Raw genomic sequence first — 14,123 nt, 5'->3', positions numbered from 1 at the left:
GGTCGGCGCCGGCTCCCATCGATCTATTGTCGCCGTTACGGCCCGCCGTGCTGAGTGTCAGGTCCCGTCGATTGCGGCCATATAGGAGGCTGCGGAAGCCACGTGGGGCTGTGCGTCGCCATTAAGCTGCCAACACATTACAACAGGCGACAGGCGGCGCACCGCAAGCGTCCCTTGGGCCGAATTATACGCTTGCCTTGCCGACCAACCAGGGCTTCGGCGCCCGGTAGTATCGATGTAAGGATTATCATTGCCGGGCGTCAGGGGTTTCCTTGATGTTTTTAGCCGGGGTAGGCGGGCACTTTTCCATTGAGCGCCACAACTCGAATGGAATTTGCGAGATGCCCAAGGGAAAGCCCAATATCCTCGTTATCTGGGGTGACGACATCGGGATCAGCAATCTCAGCTGTTATAGCGACGGCGTCATGGGCTACCGCACGCCCAACATCGACCGCATTGCCAACGAGGGCATTCGTTTTACCGACAGCTACGGCGAGCAGAGCTGCACAGCCGGCCGCGCCTCGTTCATCACCGGCCAGTGCGGCTATCGCACTGGCCTGACCAAGGTCGGCATCCCGGGTGCCAAGGCAGGCATGAAGGCTGAAATCCCCACCATTGCGGAACTGCTCAAGAACCATGGCTATCGCACCGGCCAGTTCGGGAAGAATCATCTCGGCGACCGCAACGAATACCTGCCGACAGTCCACGGCTTCGACGAGTTCTACGGCAACCTCTATCACCTCAACGCCGAGGAGGAGCCGGAGATGTACGATTATCCGGATCCCAAGCAGTTCCCAAACTTCGCCAAGAAGTACGGCCCGCGCGGTGTCCTGCATTCCTTCGCCACCGAGATCGATGATCCCACAGAGGACGAGCGGTTCGGCCGGGTCGGCAAGCAGAAGATCGAGGATACCGGCCCGCTGAACATCAAGCGCATGGAAACCTGCGACGACGACTTCGTCGACAAGGCTTCCGCGTTCATCCGCGCCGCCAAGGAGGCCGACGAGCCATTCTTCGTCTGGCTTAACACCACCCACATGCATCTCTACACGCACACCAAGCCGGAGAGCCTGGGCCAGGCGGGATTGTGGCAGTCGCCCTATCACGACACCATGATCGACCATGACAAGAACGTTGGGCAGATGCTCGACCTCCTCGATGAACTCGGTCTCGCGGACGATACGCTGCTCATGTACTCGACCGACAACGGTCCCCATCGCAACTCTTGGCCGGACGGCGGCATGACGCCCTTTCGGTCGGAAAAGGATACCAACTGGGAAGGCGCCTTTCGAATTCCCAAACTGATCCGCTGGCCCGGCAAGATCGCCGCCGGCACGATTTCCAACGAGATCGTGGGCCACAACGACTGGCTGCCCACCTTCCTGGCTGCTGCCGGCGATCCTGATATCAAGGAAAAGCTCAAGAAAGGCGGCGTTGAGGCCAACGGAAAAACGTTCAAGGCACACCTCGACGGCTATAATCTCCTGCCCTACCTTACCGGCGAAGAGGAAAAGTCGCCGCGCCAGCACTTCGTCTACTTCGACGACGACGGCCACATCGTTGCTATGCGTGCGCACAATTGGAAGGCCGTGTTCCTCGAACAGCGGTGCAAGGGTACGATGCAGCTTTGGGCAGAGCCATTCACCGAGCTGCGCGTCCCGAAGCTCTACAATTTGCGCACGGACCCATTTGAATTTGCGGATGTGACATCCAACACCTACTACGAATGGTTCATTCGTCACGTCTATTTCATGTACTATATCAAAGACGTGGCGGCGAAATTCGCGATGACCTTCGCGGAGTTCCCTCCCGCCCAACACCCTGACAGCTTCACTATCGACGACGCCTTGGCAAAACTCTCGGCCGGCGCCGGCGCCGCGGGGGGGGAAGCTGCACAAGGCTAGCCACAGCCGCTGTTAGCACTTTAGCCGGGGCTGGAGAAAACCAATGACAACTCCTCTTTCCACTTGGGCTGACGGAGCGGCGAAGACTGCAATCCTTCAGTTCATTGCATGCGTGACCAACCCGGATGGAAGCGAATTTGTCCCGCCGGAAGATCGGATCGCGACGTTCGACAATGATGGCACTCTGTGGTGCGAACAGCCCCTTCAAACCCAATTCTTTTTTGGGCGGGATCAGCTTCAAAAGATGGCGGACGAAGATCCAGACCTGAAAGCGCGCCAGCCATACAAAGCGTTCCTCGAACACGATATTGGCACAATCAAGGAGTTTGGAAAGCAAGGCTTTTTTGAAGTCGCGTCAATCGCACACGCGGGCATGACCGAAGACGATTTCCATTCGCATGCGCGCGATTGGCTGGTTCACGCCCGCAATCCGGCAAACGGGCAACGCTTCGTCGATCTGGTGTATCGCCCGCAGCTGGAGCTCATGGAATATCTACGGCAGAATGGCTTCCGCGTTTTTATCGTGTCAGGAGGGGGGATCGACCTCATTCGTGCTTTCTCTGAAGAGGTCTACGGGATCGCTCGCTCGCAGGTTGTTGGCTCCAGCGTCAGGACCCGAATGGAAGTCTCCGACGGGAAAGTGAGTTTGCTGAAACTCGCTGAACTGCAAAGCTTTGATGACCGGGAAGCTAAGGTGCAGAACATCGCTCTTCATATAGGACGCCGGCCGATCTTCGCATTTGGGAACTCCGACGGCGATCTCGCGATGCTTAGATACACCTTATCGGGAAGCGGCCTGCGACTGGCTCTCCTGCTTCACCACGACGATGGGGAGCGGGAGTTTGCTTACGATCGGGAATTTGCCGTCAGCCCTTTAGCAGAGGCTCTCGATCGCGCGGAAGAGTTCGGGATTACGGTGGTCAGTCTCAAAAATGACTGGAACGAAGTTTACGCTGAACAATGTTCTTTTCGGGAAGAATGAATTCGAGAGTCCCATGTTCGGCATGCTGCGTTAAGTTGCCATTCCGCTCTCGGCAATGAACCTCGTCTAAGTCCCACGACGCCGCACCGACCATTCGCACCGCGCCGTCATGGAACTCAGGCGGGATCTGTTTCCCATCTTGCTCATACCGGATGCTCCTTCTCACAGTTCGGAGCCTCCGGAAAACCCGGGACGCTTCAATCCTCAGCGATGGGCTTTCGCCCAGACGGTTTGGGCGTTCGTGAACTCGCGCAGGCCGAATTGCGACAGTTCGCGTCCGTATCCGCTTTTCTTGACACCGCCGACCGGGATCCGGGCATTTGAAGCGCTGAAGCCGTTGATGAACACGCCGCCGGTTTCGAGCCGACGGGCGATCCGCTGCGCCTTGGCGACATCGGCGGTCCACAGATTGCCACCCAGGCCATAGTCGCTGCTGTTGGCGAGCAGGATGGCATTCTCAAGATCATCGGCGATCGTCAGCGCCGCGACCGGGCCGAACGTCTCCTCGTCGAACGCTGCCATTCCGGGGGCTACATCGGCGAGGACGGTCGGGGCGTAGAAGTTCCCCGTTCCCTCGACTTCGTACCCGCCCAGCAGAAGCGTCGCGCCTTGTGCAAGGGTGCGCTGGACCTGGCCGTGAAGTTCCGCGCGAAGATCCTTACGCGCCATGGGGCCGATCTTCGTGGCGGGATCGCGCGGATCGCCCATCTTCAGGTCCCGCGCGGCTGCCACGAACTTCGCCGTGAAGGCTTCGGCGATGGGTCGTTCCAGGATGAAGCGCTTGGCCGCGAGGCAGACCTGACCCGTGTTCTGGAACCGGGCTTGGATCGCCGCCTCCACCGCCAGATCGATGTTCGCGTCTGCCAGCACGATGAAGGCGTCGCTGCCGCCCAGTTCGAGCAGGCTTTTCTTGAGTGCCTTCGCGGCGGTGGCGGCCACGGCTGCGCCCGCCCGCATGCTGCCGGTCAGCGTGACGGCTGCGATGCGCGGATCCTCGATCACGCGAGCCACCGTCTCGTTATCGGTGCTGAGATGGGCGAACAGCCCCTTCGGAAAGCCGGCCGCCTCATAGGCCTGCTCCAAGGCAAAGGCGGATCCCATCACGTTGGGCGCGTGTTTGAGCAGGAAGCCGTTGCCCGAGAGCATGATCGGCCCGGACGCCCGGATTACCTGCCATAGCGGGAAATTCCAGGGCATGACGGCCAGGATCGTGCCGATCGGCAGGTAGGAAATGTGGACCAGATCGCCTCCTTCGATTGACACGGGCTCATCGGCCAGGATGGCGGGGCCGTTGTCTGCGATCCATTCGATCGTCGCAGCGCACTTCTCGACTTCCGCGCGGGCCGCTTCGATCGGCTTGCCCATTTCGGACGTGATGAGAGCGGCCAGCGTCTCCGAGCGCTGGCGCAGCGTCGCAGCAAGCCGGTGATAGGTGACAACGCGCTCCTTCATCGGGGTTTCCCGCCACAGCCGATAAGCGGCGGCACCGGCCTGGAGGACGGCCTCGACCTCATCAGGGTTCTGATAGGGGTAGCGCGCGATCAGCGCGTCGGTGGCGGGGTCGCGGGATACGGCTTCGGATGCGAAGATCTGGGCGGCGTTGGTCAGTGTGTCGGACATCGTGGGCTCCTGAGGACGGGGGCAGGGCTGCTAGGGCTGTCAGAAATTCTGGCGAGTGGGGCGGATGACGATAGCGTTGATGCCAACATCGGCGGGCTGCTCGATCGCATAAGCAATGGCGCGCGCGACCGAACTGGCTGGGATCGCCTGCCGGTAAAAGTCCATCACCGTATCGGTCGCGGTGCCCGAGGTGCCGAGTTTGAGGTCGCTTTCCACTGCGCCGGGCTCGATGGCGGTGACGCGTACCGTTTCGCCCACTTCCTGCCTAAGCCCTTCCGTGATCGCGCTTACCGCGAACTTGGTTCCGGAATAGACCGTGCCGCCCGGCGCGAAGACCTTGATGCCTGCGACCGAGCTCAGGTTGATGATGTGGCCACTGTTCTGGGCAAGGAAGCGCGGAAGCGCCGCCGCGATACCGTAGAGCGTGCCCTTGAGGTTGACGTCGATCATCGCGTCCCACTCGTCGGTATTGGCCTCGGCCATGGGGCGGATCGGCATCAGCCCGGCGTTGTTGATGAGGACGTCCAGCCGGCCGAAATCGGCCACGATATCTGCCACGACAGTTGCCACTTGCGCCTTGTCGGTAACGTCGAGGGCGTAGGCGCGAGCGTCGCCGCCTTCCGCCGCGATCTCGGCGACCACCGCGTCGAGCTTGTCCTTGCGGCGGGCGGCAATCGCTACCCTGGCGCCGCGGCTTGCGAGCAGGCGCGCGGTCTCGGCGCCGATCCCGGTGCTGCCACCGGTGATGAGAATGACCTTGTTTGCGATACCCTCAGTCATGTCGTTTTCCTCTTTGCATGGGGGTTGAGGGCGGCTTGCCGCCGCCCGTTCTTCGATCAGCGGCTCGCGCGGGCCGCCTGTTCGATCACGTCGGCCACAGCGCGTGGCTGCGAGATGAAGACGGCGTGACTGCCCTTGATCTCGGTCACGCTGACGCCGGCGTGGCGGTACATCGCGCGCTCGAGGTCGGGATTGATCATGCGGTCCTGCTGCGCGACGATCCCGTAGGCCGGCTTCGACTTCCACGCCGGAGCGGAGATGGGCGTGGACAGGATCGCCTTGTTCCACGGCACTTGCGAGATTGCCATGAAACAGGACTGGGCAGGCGGCAGGTCGGCGGCAAAATCGGCGGCAAAGCGGACCGGGTCGACGAGCAGATAGCCGTCAGAGGTCGGTGCGATGCTCGTCGCGGCGGGCGGGTTCTTCTGGATCTGCGAGAGGATCGTATCGCCCTCGTCAGGCACGAAGCCGGCGACATAGACCAGGCTCGCTACGTGCGGGTTGTTTCCCGCCTCGGTGATGATCGCGCCGCCATAGCTGTGACCAACCAGCACGGCGCGGCCCTGAACACGGTCCAGGATACGGTTGGTCGCGGTGACATCATCGGCCAAGGAGGTTTCGGGCTCCTGGACGATGCTGACGGTGTAGCCGTCCTTCTCCAGGATCTCGGCGACTGGCTGCCAGCCCGATCCGTCCGCGAAGGCGCCATGGACGAGGACCACGTTGTGCACGGCGGGGGTTGCAGGTGCGGCGGCGGCGAGGCCCGGGAATGCGATCAACGCAGCGGCGCCCAGCAAGGCATGGATATTCTTCATCGTACATCTCCGGTGCACCCGATCTTGCGAGTGGCTGACTGTGGTAAGGATCAGGCGGCGACCGAACGGACGCCGCTCGGAACGTAGGCAGGATAATCGGTGAGTCCTTCCGCCCCGCCGCCGTAGAGCGTCTCGGGACGTAGCGGATTGAGCGGCCAGTCATGGGCGATCCGCGCTGGCAAGTCGGGATTGGCGATGAACGGGCGGCCGAAGGCGACGAGATCGGCGAGACCGCTAGCGATCAGATCCTCGGCACGCTGCGCGGTGTAGCGGCCCGCATAGAGGATGCGCCCGCTGAAGGCCGCGCGAACCGCCTCTCGGAAGGAGAACGGGAGGTCCGGCGCGTTGTCCCAATCCGCTTCCGCAATCGAGAGATAGGCGACGCCGAACTCTTCCAGCAGCTTGATCGCGGCAATATAGGTCTGATGCGGATCGGGCTCGACCAACCCGATGTAGACGCGATCGACATCGGTGCTTTCGAACAGCGGGGTGAAGCGCACGCCCAGCCTATCCGCACCGATCGCGTCGGAAACCGCAGCGACGATCTCGCGCAGGAAGCGCAAGCGGTTCTCGATCGAGCCGCCATAAGCATCCTCGCGTCGGTTGGCGTGCGCCGAGATGAACTGGTTGACCAGATAGCCGTTGGCGGCGTGGATCTCGACGCCGTCGAAGCCGGCCGCGATCGCGTTGCGGGCGCCTTGAACGTAGAGCGACACCAATTCGCGGATTTCAGCAACCTCGAGCGCGCGGGGCAGAGATGGCGCGACCAGTTCGCCGGTGCCGGGCGCTGTTTCGATGAAGGCCTTGACCTTCTCGGCCGGGATTGCCGACGGGGCGACCGGCGCTCCGCCGTGCAACTGGGCGTGCGAAACACGTCCGACATGCCAGAGTTGGGCGAAGATTACGCTACCTTCGGCATGGACGGCCTTGGTCACTTCGCGCCACCCTGCGATCTGGGCTTCGCTGTAGATGCCAGGGGTCCAGGCATAGCCTTGGCCGCGCGGTTCGATCTGCGTGCCTTCGCTGACCATAAAGCCTGCGCCGGCGCGCTGGGCATAATAGCGCGCCATCAGGGCGGTCGGCACGTCTCCGGGCTGGGCGGCGCGTTGGCGAGTCAGAGGCGGCAGCACGATGCGGTTGCGCAAGGTGTGCCGGCCGAGCGGGACAGGGGTGAACAGAGCGGGGTGGCGGGTCATCATGATCTCCTGGAATACGTGGATCAACCGGTGCCTTTCGCAGGCGCGCGGCATTGCTCCTTCCAGTCCGGCAGCGCGGGACGGAGGCGATATTTTGTTGCGGTCTCGTTGGATGGTGGCGCGGTTAACGCCGTGATCGCAGGCGTTGCGGTAACCCGAGGCGCCATGTCTGCGCCAGAAATCCAATCAACTGGATTTCCTGTGCGTAGAAGGGCTGCGCGAGCAGCGCGGCGCCGATCCAGTGCTTCAGGTTGCGCATCGCGGCCTTCTCAGGCCGAAACGGGATCGAGGACGAAGGCAGTCCGCTCGGCAAGATCGCCGATCGCGGCGAGATAAGCCTGGAAGTGCTGGGTCGCGCGGTGCGCGGCAACCGCCTCAGAGCTGGCGTAGAGCTCGTCCAGCACGAAACGCGTGGGCTCGTTCTGGTCCTGCCAGAGATCATACCGCAAGTTGCCGGCTTCCGCCCGGCTCGGGACGAGCATGCCGTCGAGCAGGGTACGGAGCTGATCGGCAGCGCCGGGACGGGCGGTCAGGACGGCGACGATCTTCACAGGGTTGGTCATAGGGATAATCCTTGATGAATGGGTGGACTTGGTGGCGCGCATCCGCAGCGCGCCACCTGTCATGCGCGTGCTCATGCCGCCGTCTGCGGGCCGCCGAGCGCCGCGATCATGGCCTTTGCGACCGCGTGATCGGAGGCCGGGTTCTGGCCCGTGATCAGTTCGCGATCAACGACCACGTTGGCGGCAAAATCTTCAGAAGCGGCCGAAACCTCGCCGCCTGCCAGCCTCAGGGCCTTGGGCATGTCGAAGTACAATTCGCCCTTCAGCAGGTGCTCTTCGGCGATCTTCTCTTCGCTCGCCGAGAAGACCGTCATGCGGTAGCCCGCATAGATCCAGTCCTTCGCAAGGTCGGCCGCCTTGGCGTCGTCGCCCTCGATCAGGGCCGCCCGGTACTTTGCCGGGTCGGGCAGGGCGGCAACGACCGCGACAGGGCCATGGCAGAGCAGACCGGTCGGCTTGGCCGCCGCATGGAAGTGGCGCAGGATGGCGCCCGCCTCGCCGCTCTGCATTACGTCGACCGCCGGAGCATGGCCGCCGGGGACGAACACGCCTGCAAACTTGTCCAGCCCCTGTTCGATGACCGAGGCAAAGGTGCGAACCTCGTTCATGGCCGGGTGCTCGGCAAAGAAGTGTCGGCCGCGCTCATAGGCGGCTTGGTCGCCTCCGAAATGCTGCACCGTATCCGATGCTTCGTCGATGTGAGGCTTTGTGCCGTCGGGTGTGGCGAGCACGACATCGTAACCGGCCTCGATCAGCGCCATTGCGGGCACCACCGTCTCGTTGAGGTACTGGCCGATCGTAGCCGAGCCCCCGCCGCGCAGTTCAATCTGCGTGGCGTTGGATCCGAGGAAGAGCACTTTCGTCTTGGTCATCTGAGCCTCCATTGTCTCACCGCATTCGCTGCGGACCAGTGCAAAGTGGCCCATTCCGACATATTCCAGAAGTTTATTGTCTTGATTTCAGATATACGCTCTAGAGCATGTCTGTATGCGATACGACCTCAACCTGCTCCCGATCTTCGTCGCCCTGATGGAGGAGCGCAGCGTGACGCGCGCAGCCGAACGCGTCGGGATGACGCAACCGGCGCTATCCAACGCGCTCTCGCGGCTGCGCCTAATGCTCCAGGATCAACTGTTCATCCGCGAGCGGTACGGGATTCAGCCCACTGCCGTCGCACTGGAACTCGCACCCGCGATCGCCGATGCGCTGGCGAAGCTCGATGATACGGTGCTGGGCCAGCAGGGTTTCGATCCCGCCAAGGCGCAGCGGGTCTTCACGATAGCGCCCAACGGCTACGTCGAGTTCGTCCTCGTGCCCGCTATTGTCGCCCGGCTTCAGCAGGTCGCACCCGGCATCAAGCTTCGTCTGACGCCCTATGGCAACGATCTGGTTGAGACCGGCATCGTGTCAGGCACCACCGCGCTGGTACTCGGCCGCATTGTCGATCCCCCCGACAATCTCGTCGTCCAGCACCTTATGGACGAGAGCCTCGCCTGTGCGGTGCGGGCGGATCATCCCACTGTAGGCGATGCGATGACCCGCGTGCAGTTCGAGACGCTCAAGCACGTCAACATCATACCGCCAGGCCGGATGCGGGCGGGGCTATTCCAAGCGCTCGCACAGCAGGAACTCAAGCGTGAGGTCGCGATCTCAGTGACCAACTTCTTCGCGGTCGCCGAGATGGTGGCCGTCACAGACTACTGTGCAACGCTCCCGTCTCTGATCTGCAGGCGGCTGCAACAGGATCATCGCCTCAAGATCCTTCCCGCACCGGTAGATCTGGGCACGTTCCCGGTCGAGATGGCCTGGCATGTCCGGTACCGACAGGACGCGGCCCATCGCTGGTTGAGAGGGCTAATCGCCGAGATCGTGCGAGAGTTGTCAGCCTAGGTTGCCCCCTTACAGCGCTCCTCTCCAGTCTGATCAATGTGACGGGTATTCGTGTGCGTGTCCCGCCTTGGTCGTAAGCCGACATCCGCAAATCATGGTGGGAACGACGGAGCTGTCCCAACCTAGGTCGTTCAGGTTCATTCGCAATTTGGTGAACCGAAAACAGCTCTTGGAAAGCAAGGATGACGTAGTCGCGAACGCTTTGATTGCGAAGCATTTATCGAACCAACGTGCAAGTCGCGCCACGACTAGGACCTTCCGTTCACACGCGAAATCACCACAGTAGCGGTGCGGCTCCGATAAAGCCCGCCGCCTTCGTCCATTCTCTTCAGTGCCAGATCTCCATGGCAGATGTTCGGGGCAGGCTATGCATTTGACCCGAAGGACATCAAGACTGCGCCGAGCAGACAGTTGCCAAGAGCCGCGTGGCTTGGCTAAACCTTCGGGATGAATAATCGTCCGCTTGCCGCCCGCTGACCATGCTCCGTCCTTGGCAAATAAGCCTCAGTCAACGCATCGACGCCGGACGTAACGAACCGATCTACATGCAGATCATCCAAGCGGTGATCAGGGATATCGAAAGCGGTCGGCTGACGTCGGGCAGCTACTTGCCCAGCAGCCGCGAGTTGGCCGTCAGCTTAGGCATCAACCGCAAGACGGTGGTTTTGGCTTACGAGGATCTTATCGCTCAGGGCTGGCTCTCGTCGGCGGGAACGCGTGGTACGATGGTGTCAACCGCGCTGCCTGATCTGGGTCATTCCCTTGCTCCCCAGGGCCGCGGCGAGACCGCCCGCGCCGAGTACCGCTTCATCGGCGGTCCAGAGCACCCTCTGGCACTGCCTGATGGTCCGGGTCTGAAGCTGGACGAGGGCGCGCCAGATGGACGGTTGTTCCCGGTGGAGCTCCTCTCCCGCGCATATCGCGCGGCCGCCCAGAGGCTAGTACGCACGAACGGCCTGCAGTACCGCGACCCACGCGGCGCCCCGGTGCTGCGCCAAAGCGTGGCCGAAATGCTCAAAAGCCAGCGGGGTCTGCCGGTAACGGCCGAAAACATCTGCATCACGCGCGGCAGCCAGAACAGCATATTCCTCGCCGCCAGCCTGCTCATCCGTCCCGGAGATGCGGTGATCGTAGAGGAACTGACTTACGAGCCTGCCGTCGCGGCCTTCGCCGCTCGCGGCGCGAAGATCGTGCCGGTGGGCCTTGATCGAGACGGCATATGCCTTGAAGACGTGGTACTGGCTTGCCGTCGCAATCGGGTGGCTGCGGTGTTCGTGACGCCGCATCACCAATTCCCGACTACCGTGGCCCTGCGACCGGAACGGCGGCTGCGCCTGCTGGACTTGGCCCGACAGTTCGGTTTTGCGGTGATAGAGGATGATTACGATCACGAGTTTCACTTTGCATCGCAGCCGCTGTTACCGATGGCGGCCTATGCGCCGGGGCGTGTGATCTACGCGGGATCGTTGTCCAAGCTGCTTTTGCCGGCGCTGCGCATCGGTTACATCGCCGCGCCCGTCGAGGTGATCGAGGCGTTGGCCCATGTGATTTCATTAGTGGACGGCATGGGCAACACCCTGACCGAAACCGCCGCTGCCGAACTGATCGTCAGCGGTGAACTCAGTCGACATGCACGCAAAGTGCGCCAAATCTACGCCCAAAGGCGCACCACGTTCGCCGCAACGCTTGACGCCACGCTAGGCGAGCGGGTGAGCTACGACATGCCGCCTGGCGGTCTTGCCTTCTGGTTGCGCTTCGCCTCGGAAGCGATGCTGGACCGGATCGAGGCTGGCGCAGCAGCAGCGGGCCTTCGGTTTGCCTCATCCCGCTCGTTCAAGACCCGTGAGGGCGCGCCGCGCGGCCTGCGGATCGGATTCGCCAGCCTGGACCAGCATGAAGCACGCCGGGCGCTGGATGTAATGCGCTCGGTGGTGGACTAAGGAAGCTCGTCGTCGGTTAGCATGTAGAAGGCGGCTCGTTCGCCTCCCGCATCGCCGCCGTCAGTCCCGCATCGGGATGTGCGGCGATAATTTGGGCAAGACTTTCCGGACGTTCGTCCTGGCCGAGCTTGAACGTCGCATCGCAGGATAGCACAGTGGCCCGGAATGCGACGATATGGCGGCTCATCGGTTCATAGCGCTCACCCATTCTCGCCACCGTCCAGCGGCCGGGGTGATCGTTTTCCATGTGCGCGATCAGGCGATCGAGAGCCTCGCCGTTCCTTTCGGGCGCGAAGCATACATCTACCTCGAAGCGTGCCACAGCGTAGTTCCAGGTCGGAGCCCATTGCGGCTGCGTCACCAATTCAGGCGAGATATACCCCTGGGCTCCTTGGAACAGGACAAGCGCGCGTGGCTGATCTCGCAGCGCCGCGACCTGAGGATTGGCCAGGGCAAAGTGGCCAACAAGTGCAGCGATGCTTCCGTCGCTCGCCAGATCCGCGACCAGCGGCAACGGCGTCGCGTGGAACGAGGGCGCTGCGGAGACCATCCATGCAAGAGGGTGACGCGCAACCAGCGCTGCTATCTCGCCGGCATTGCGCGGGGACCAACGGCTCATGCACCGGCTCCTGTGTAGCGGTCCTGGCCGCCGACAATCGTGCGCAATACTTCCACGTCCGGCAACCTTTCCGGATCGATGATGGTTGGATCGCTGTCGAGCACCGTGATGTCAGCCAGGAAACCTGGCGCGATCCGCCCGAGCCGGTCCTCCTGAAAGCCGGCGTAGGCATTTGCAGAAGTGTAGGCAGTAAGCGACTGTTCTACCGTAACTTTCTGGTCAGGCAGCCAGCCATCCGGGTTGGCGCCATCGATGGTTTGCCGCATGACGGCGGCATGGATGCCTGCCAGGGGGCTGAGAGGGGCGACCGGCCAGTCGGAACCGAATGTCACCGTCGCTCCACTCGTGATCAGTGAGCCGAAGGCATAAGTGCCGTTCAGACGTTTCTCGCCGATACGCTTCACAGCCCAGCGCCCATCGTCAATGGCGTGATAGGGCTGGACAGAAGCAATCACCTTCTGCTTCGCGAAGCGCGGAATAGTGGTGGGTGCCACATGCTGAGCATGCTCGACGCGGAAGCGGCGGTCGCGCGCGCCGTTCAGCGCCTCCACTTCGGCGTAGACGTCAAGGATATCGTCGTTCGCCTCGTCACCGATGGCGTGAACCGTGACATGGAGGCCCGCGCGATCGGCGGCGGGCACCGCTTCGCGAAGTTCGGCAAGCGGCATCACCCTAACACCGCGTGTTCGCGGATCATCAGTATAGGGATCGTGGAACAGCGCAGTGCGTGCACCGAGCGAGCCGTCAACTAGTGCTTTCACCCCGCCCCAGCGCAGCCAGTCGTCGCCGCGACCTTCGGCCCTTACCAGCTCGGCGATTTTTTCCCAGTCATGTAGCGGTACGAAGTTGTAGAAGCGCATGTCTGTCTCGCCTTTGGCGCGCAGGCGGCGCAGAGCGTCGAAACAGTGCCAGTCGAACGGATCAGGAACATGGACCTGCGCGACCCCGTGCGCCAGGCCATGGGCAATCCCGCCGCGCAGCGAGGCTTCGAGTTGGGCGGGTGTCAGCGGCGGAACCACGCGGTCGACGAGCGCCTTGGCGTTGTCCTTCAGGACGCCGGTCGGCTGGCCCTTTGCATCCCGTACGATGACCCCGCCTGCCGGATCCGGCGTTTCACGCGTTACACCCGCCAGGCGCAAGGCCAGCGAGTTGCAAAGATAGCTGTGCAGGTCAGTGCGCGGTACGGCAATCGGGGTGTTGGGGCTGACCGCGTCAATCCATTCGCGTGTGGGCAGGTCGCCTCCGATCCGCTGTTCGTCCCACGATCCGCCAAGCAGCCATTGGCCGGGATGGGCCTTCACCGCCGCACCGATGCGGGCCACGAACTCGGCCCGGTCTTTCACATTGAGCAAGTCCGGGCGTGACAGCGTGTTGGAACCGATCAGGAAGTGCGTGTGGTTGTCGGTAAAAGCTGGCAAAGCGAAGGCGCCTTGCAGGCCGACAATCCGGGTGGAAGCGCCAGTGCGCGCCTTCACCGCTCCCGCCCCTACCGCGACGATGCGGTCGCCGATGATGCCGATGGCGTCCGAGCTGGCGCCGGTTCCTGTCCAGACCGTGCCGCCGACCAGCGCGCAGTCCAACGGCGCATCTGCAGCGAAGGCTTGCCGCGCGAACGGCGTGGCCATCGCCGCGAGAGCAGCGCCGGATCCAATAAACCGACGACGATCGAACATGGTGTTCCCCTTGCCATTTCCATGTGAGCATTCTCATCCCTTCTCGGCTCGCTACCGCCAACATCCAACATCGGACAGGACCAAGGGTCCAACGGGACTGACGGGCCCGGAGCATTGGACCCATCGACTTCACGAAAGTGG

Annotated in this window: 13 protein-coding genes; 4 read left to right on the top strand and 9 right to left on the bottom strand. The window is 62.6% G+C overall.

All coding sequences use genetic code 11. The annotated features are described in order from the left end of the window. Positions 1 to 341: 341 nt before the first annotated feature. Both EDF58_RS22030 and EDF58_RS22025 read left to right on the top strand, forming a co-directional pair. Positions 342 to 1,904: an arylsulfatase gene (locus EDF58_RS22030; RefSeq protein WP_132269476.1), complete on the top strand. Its 1,563-nt coding sequence runs from the start codon at positions 342 to 344 to the stop codon at positions 1,902 to 1,904. A gap of 43 nt (positions 1,905 to 1,947) precedes the next feature. Continuing rightward, positions 1,948 to 2,886, top strand: a complete 939-nt coding sequence (locus EDF58_RS22025; RefSeq protein WP_132269474.1) for an HAD family hydrolase — start codon at positions 1,948 to 1,950, stop codon at positions 2,884 to 2,886. A 204-nt stretch (positions 2,887 to 3,090) separates the two neighbouring features. Here the strand turns inward: EDF58_RS22025 and EDF58_RS22020 are convergent, their stop codons facing one another. From EDF58_RS22020 to EDF58_RS21995, 7 genes are all read right to left on the bottom strand, one after another. Beyond that, a complete protein-coding gene (locus EDF58_RS22020; protein WP_132269473.1) occupies positions 3,091 to 4,506 on the bottom strand; it encodes an NAD-dependent succinate-semialdehyde dehydrogenase in 1,416 nt (471 codons plus the stop codon). A 39-nt stretch (positions 4,507 to 4,545) separates the two neighbouring features. Next, complete coding sequence (locus tag EDF58_RS22015; protein WP_132269471.1) at positions 4,546 to 5,286, bottom strand: SDR family oxidoreductase; 741 nt, start codon at positions 5,284 to 5,286, stop codon at positions 4,546 to 4,548. 56 nt (positions 5,287 to 5,342) lie between these two features. Next, positions 5,343 to 6,101, bottom strand: a complete 759-nt coding sequence (locus EDF58_RS22010) for an alpha/beta hydrolase (RefSeq protein ID WP_132269469.1) — start codon at positions 6,099 to 6,101, stop codon at positions 5,343 to 5,345. 50 nt (positions 6,102 to 6,151) lie between these two features. Next, complete coding sequence (locus EDF58_RS22005; RefSeq protein WP_132269467.1) at positions 6,152 to 7,297, bottom strand: alkene reductase; 1,146 nt, start codon at positions 7,295 to 7,297, stop codon at positions 6,152 to 6,154. A 124-nt stretch (positions 7,298 to 7,421) separates the two neighbouring features. Continuing rightward, complete coding sequence (locus EDF58_RS26670; RefSeq protein ID WP_279388337.1) at positions 7,422 to 7,556, bottom strand: hypothetical protein; 135 nt, start codon at positions 7,554 to 7,556, stop codon at positions 7,422 to 7,424. Positions 7,557 to 7,566: 10 nt separating this feature from the next. Then, entirely contained in the window at positions 7,567 to 7,860 is a 294-nt protein-coding gene (locus EDF58_RS22000; RefSeq protein WP_132269465.1) for a putative quinol monooxygenase, read from the bottom strand. 71 nt (positions 7,861 to 7,931) lie between these two features. Next, complete coding sequence (locus EDF58_RS21995; RefSeq protein ID WP_132269464.1) at positions 7,932 to 8,732, bottom strand: type 1 glutamine amidotransferase domain-containing protein; 801 nt, start codon at positions 8,730 to 8,732, stop codon at positions 7,932 to 7,934. Between the two features lie 115 nt (positions 8,733 to 8,847). Between EDF58_RS21995 and EDF58_RS21990 the strand changes: the two genes are divergently transcribed. Both EDF58_RS21990 and EDF58_RS21985 read left to right on the top strand, forming a co-directional pair. Further along, on the top strand, positions 8,848 to 9,750 hold the full coding sequence (locus EDF58_RS21990) for a LysR family transcriptional regulator (RefSeq protein WP_132269462.1): 903 nt from the start codon (positions 8,848 to 8,850) through the stop codon (positions 9,748 to 9,750). Positions 9,751 to 10,295: 545 nt separating this feature from the next. Further along, positions 10,296 to 11,690, top strand: a complete 1,395-nt coding sequence (locus tag EDF58_RS21985) for a PLP-dependent aminotransferase family protein (protein WP_243654438.1) — start codon at positions 10,296 to 10,298, stop codon at positions 11,688 to 11,690. 16 nt (positions 11,691 to 11,706) lie between these two features. On the opposite strand, the gene EDF58_RS21980 is transcribed toward EDF58_RS21985, so the two are convergent. Together EDF58_RS21980 and EDF58_RS21975 are read right to left on the bottom strand one after the other, a co-directional pair. Beyond that, positions 11,707 to 12,309 carry an FMN-binding negative transcriptional regulator gene (locus tag EDF58_RS21980; RefSeq protein ID WP_132269459.1) on the bottom strand — a complete coding sequence of 201 codons (603 nt, stop codon included), beginning with the start codon at positions 12,307 to 12,309 and terminating at the stop codon, positions 11,707 to 11,709. Further along, positions 12,306 to 13,982, bottom strand: coding sequence for an amidohydrolase (locus EDF58_RS21975; RefSeq protein WP_132269458.1), 1,677 nt, complete (start codon positions 13,980 to 13,982; stop codon positions 12,306 to 12,308). Before EDF58_RS21975 ends, EDF58_RS21980 begins: the two co-directional genes overlap by 4 nt. Positions 13,983 to 14,123: the final 141 nt, after the last annotated feature.

The organism is Novosphingobium sp. PhB57 (assembly GCF_004342985.1).
In the GTDB taxonomy this organism is placed as follows: domain Bacteria; phylum Pseudomonadota; class Alphaproteobacteria; order Sphingomonadales; family Sphingomonadaceae; genus Novosphingobium.
The sequence above is the reverse complement of the archived record's forward strand: the minus strand, read 5'-3'. Positions and strand labels throughout refer to the sequence as shown.

Coding starts and splice junctions, on each gene's coding strand:
- EDF58_RS22030 (WP_132269476.1), top strand. CDS start 342: ATGCCCAAGGGAAAGCCCAATATCCTCGTTATCTGGGGTGACGACATC.
- EDF58_RS22015 (WP_132269471.1), bottom strand. CDS start 5,286: ATGACTGAGGGTATCGCAAACAAGGTCATTCTCATCACCGGTGGCAGC.
- EDF58_RS21980 (WP_132269459.1), bottom strand. CDS start 12,309: ATGAGCCGTTGGTCCCCGCGCAATGCCGGCGAGATAGCAGCGCTGGTT.
- EDF58_RS21995 (WP_132269464.1), bottom strand. CDS start 8,732: ATGACCAAGACGAAAGTGCTCTTCCTCGGATCCAACGCCACGCAGATT.
- EDF58_RS21985 (WP_243654438.1), top strand. CDS start 10,296: ATGCAGATCATCCAAGCGGTGATCAGGGATATCGAAAGCGGTCGGCTG.
- EDF58_RS22025 (WP_132269474.1), top strand. CDS start 1,948: ATGACAACTCCTCTTTCCACTTGGGCTGACGGAGCGGCGAAGACTGCA.
- EDF58_RS21990 (WP_132269462.1), top strand. CDS start 8,848: ATGCGATACGACCTCAACCTGCTCCCGATCTTCGTCGCCCTGATGGAG.
- EDF58_RS22005 (WP_132269467.1), bottom strand. CDS start 7,297: ATGACCCGCCACCCCGCTCTGTTCACCCCTGTCCCGCTCGGCCGGCAC.
- EDF58_RS21975 (WP_132269458.1), bottom strand. CDS start 13,982: ATGTTCGATCGTCGTCGGTTTATTGGATCCGGCGCTGCTCTCGCGGCG.
- EDF58_RS22000 (WP_132269465.1), bottom strand. CDS start 7,860: ATGACCAACCCTGTGAAGATCGTCGCCGTCCTGACCGCCCGTCCCGGC.
- EDF58_RS22020 (WP_132269473.1), bottom strand. CDS start 4,506: ATGTCCGACACACTGACCAACGCCGCCCAGATCTTCGCATCCGAAGCC.
- EDF58_RS22010 (WP_132269469.1), bottom strand. CDS start 6,101: ATGAAGAATATCCATGCCTTGCTGGGCGCCGCTGCGTTGATCGCATTC.
- EDF58_RS26670 (WP_279388337.1), bottom strand. CDS start 7,556: ATGCGCAACCTGAAGCACTGGATCGGCGCCGCGCTGCTCGCGCAGCCC.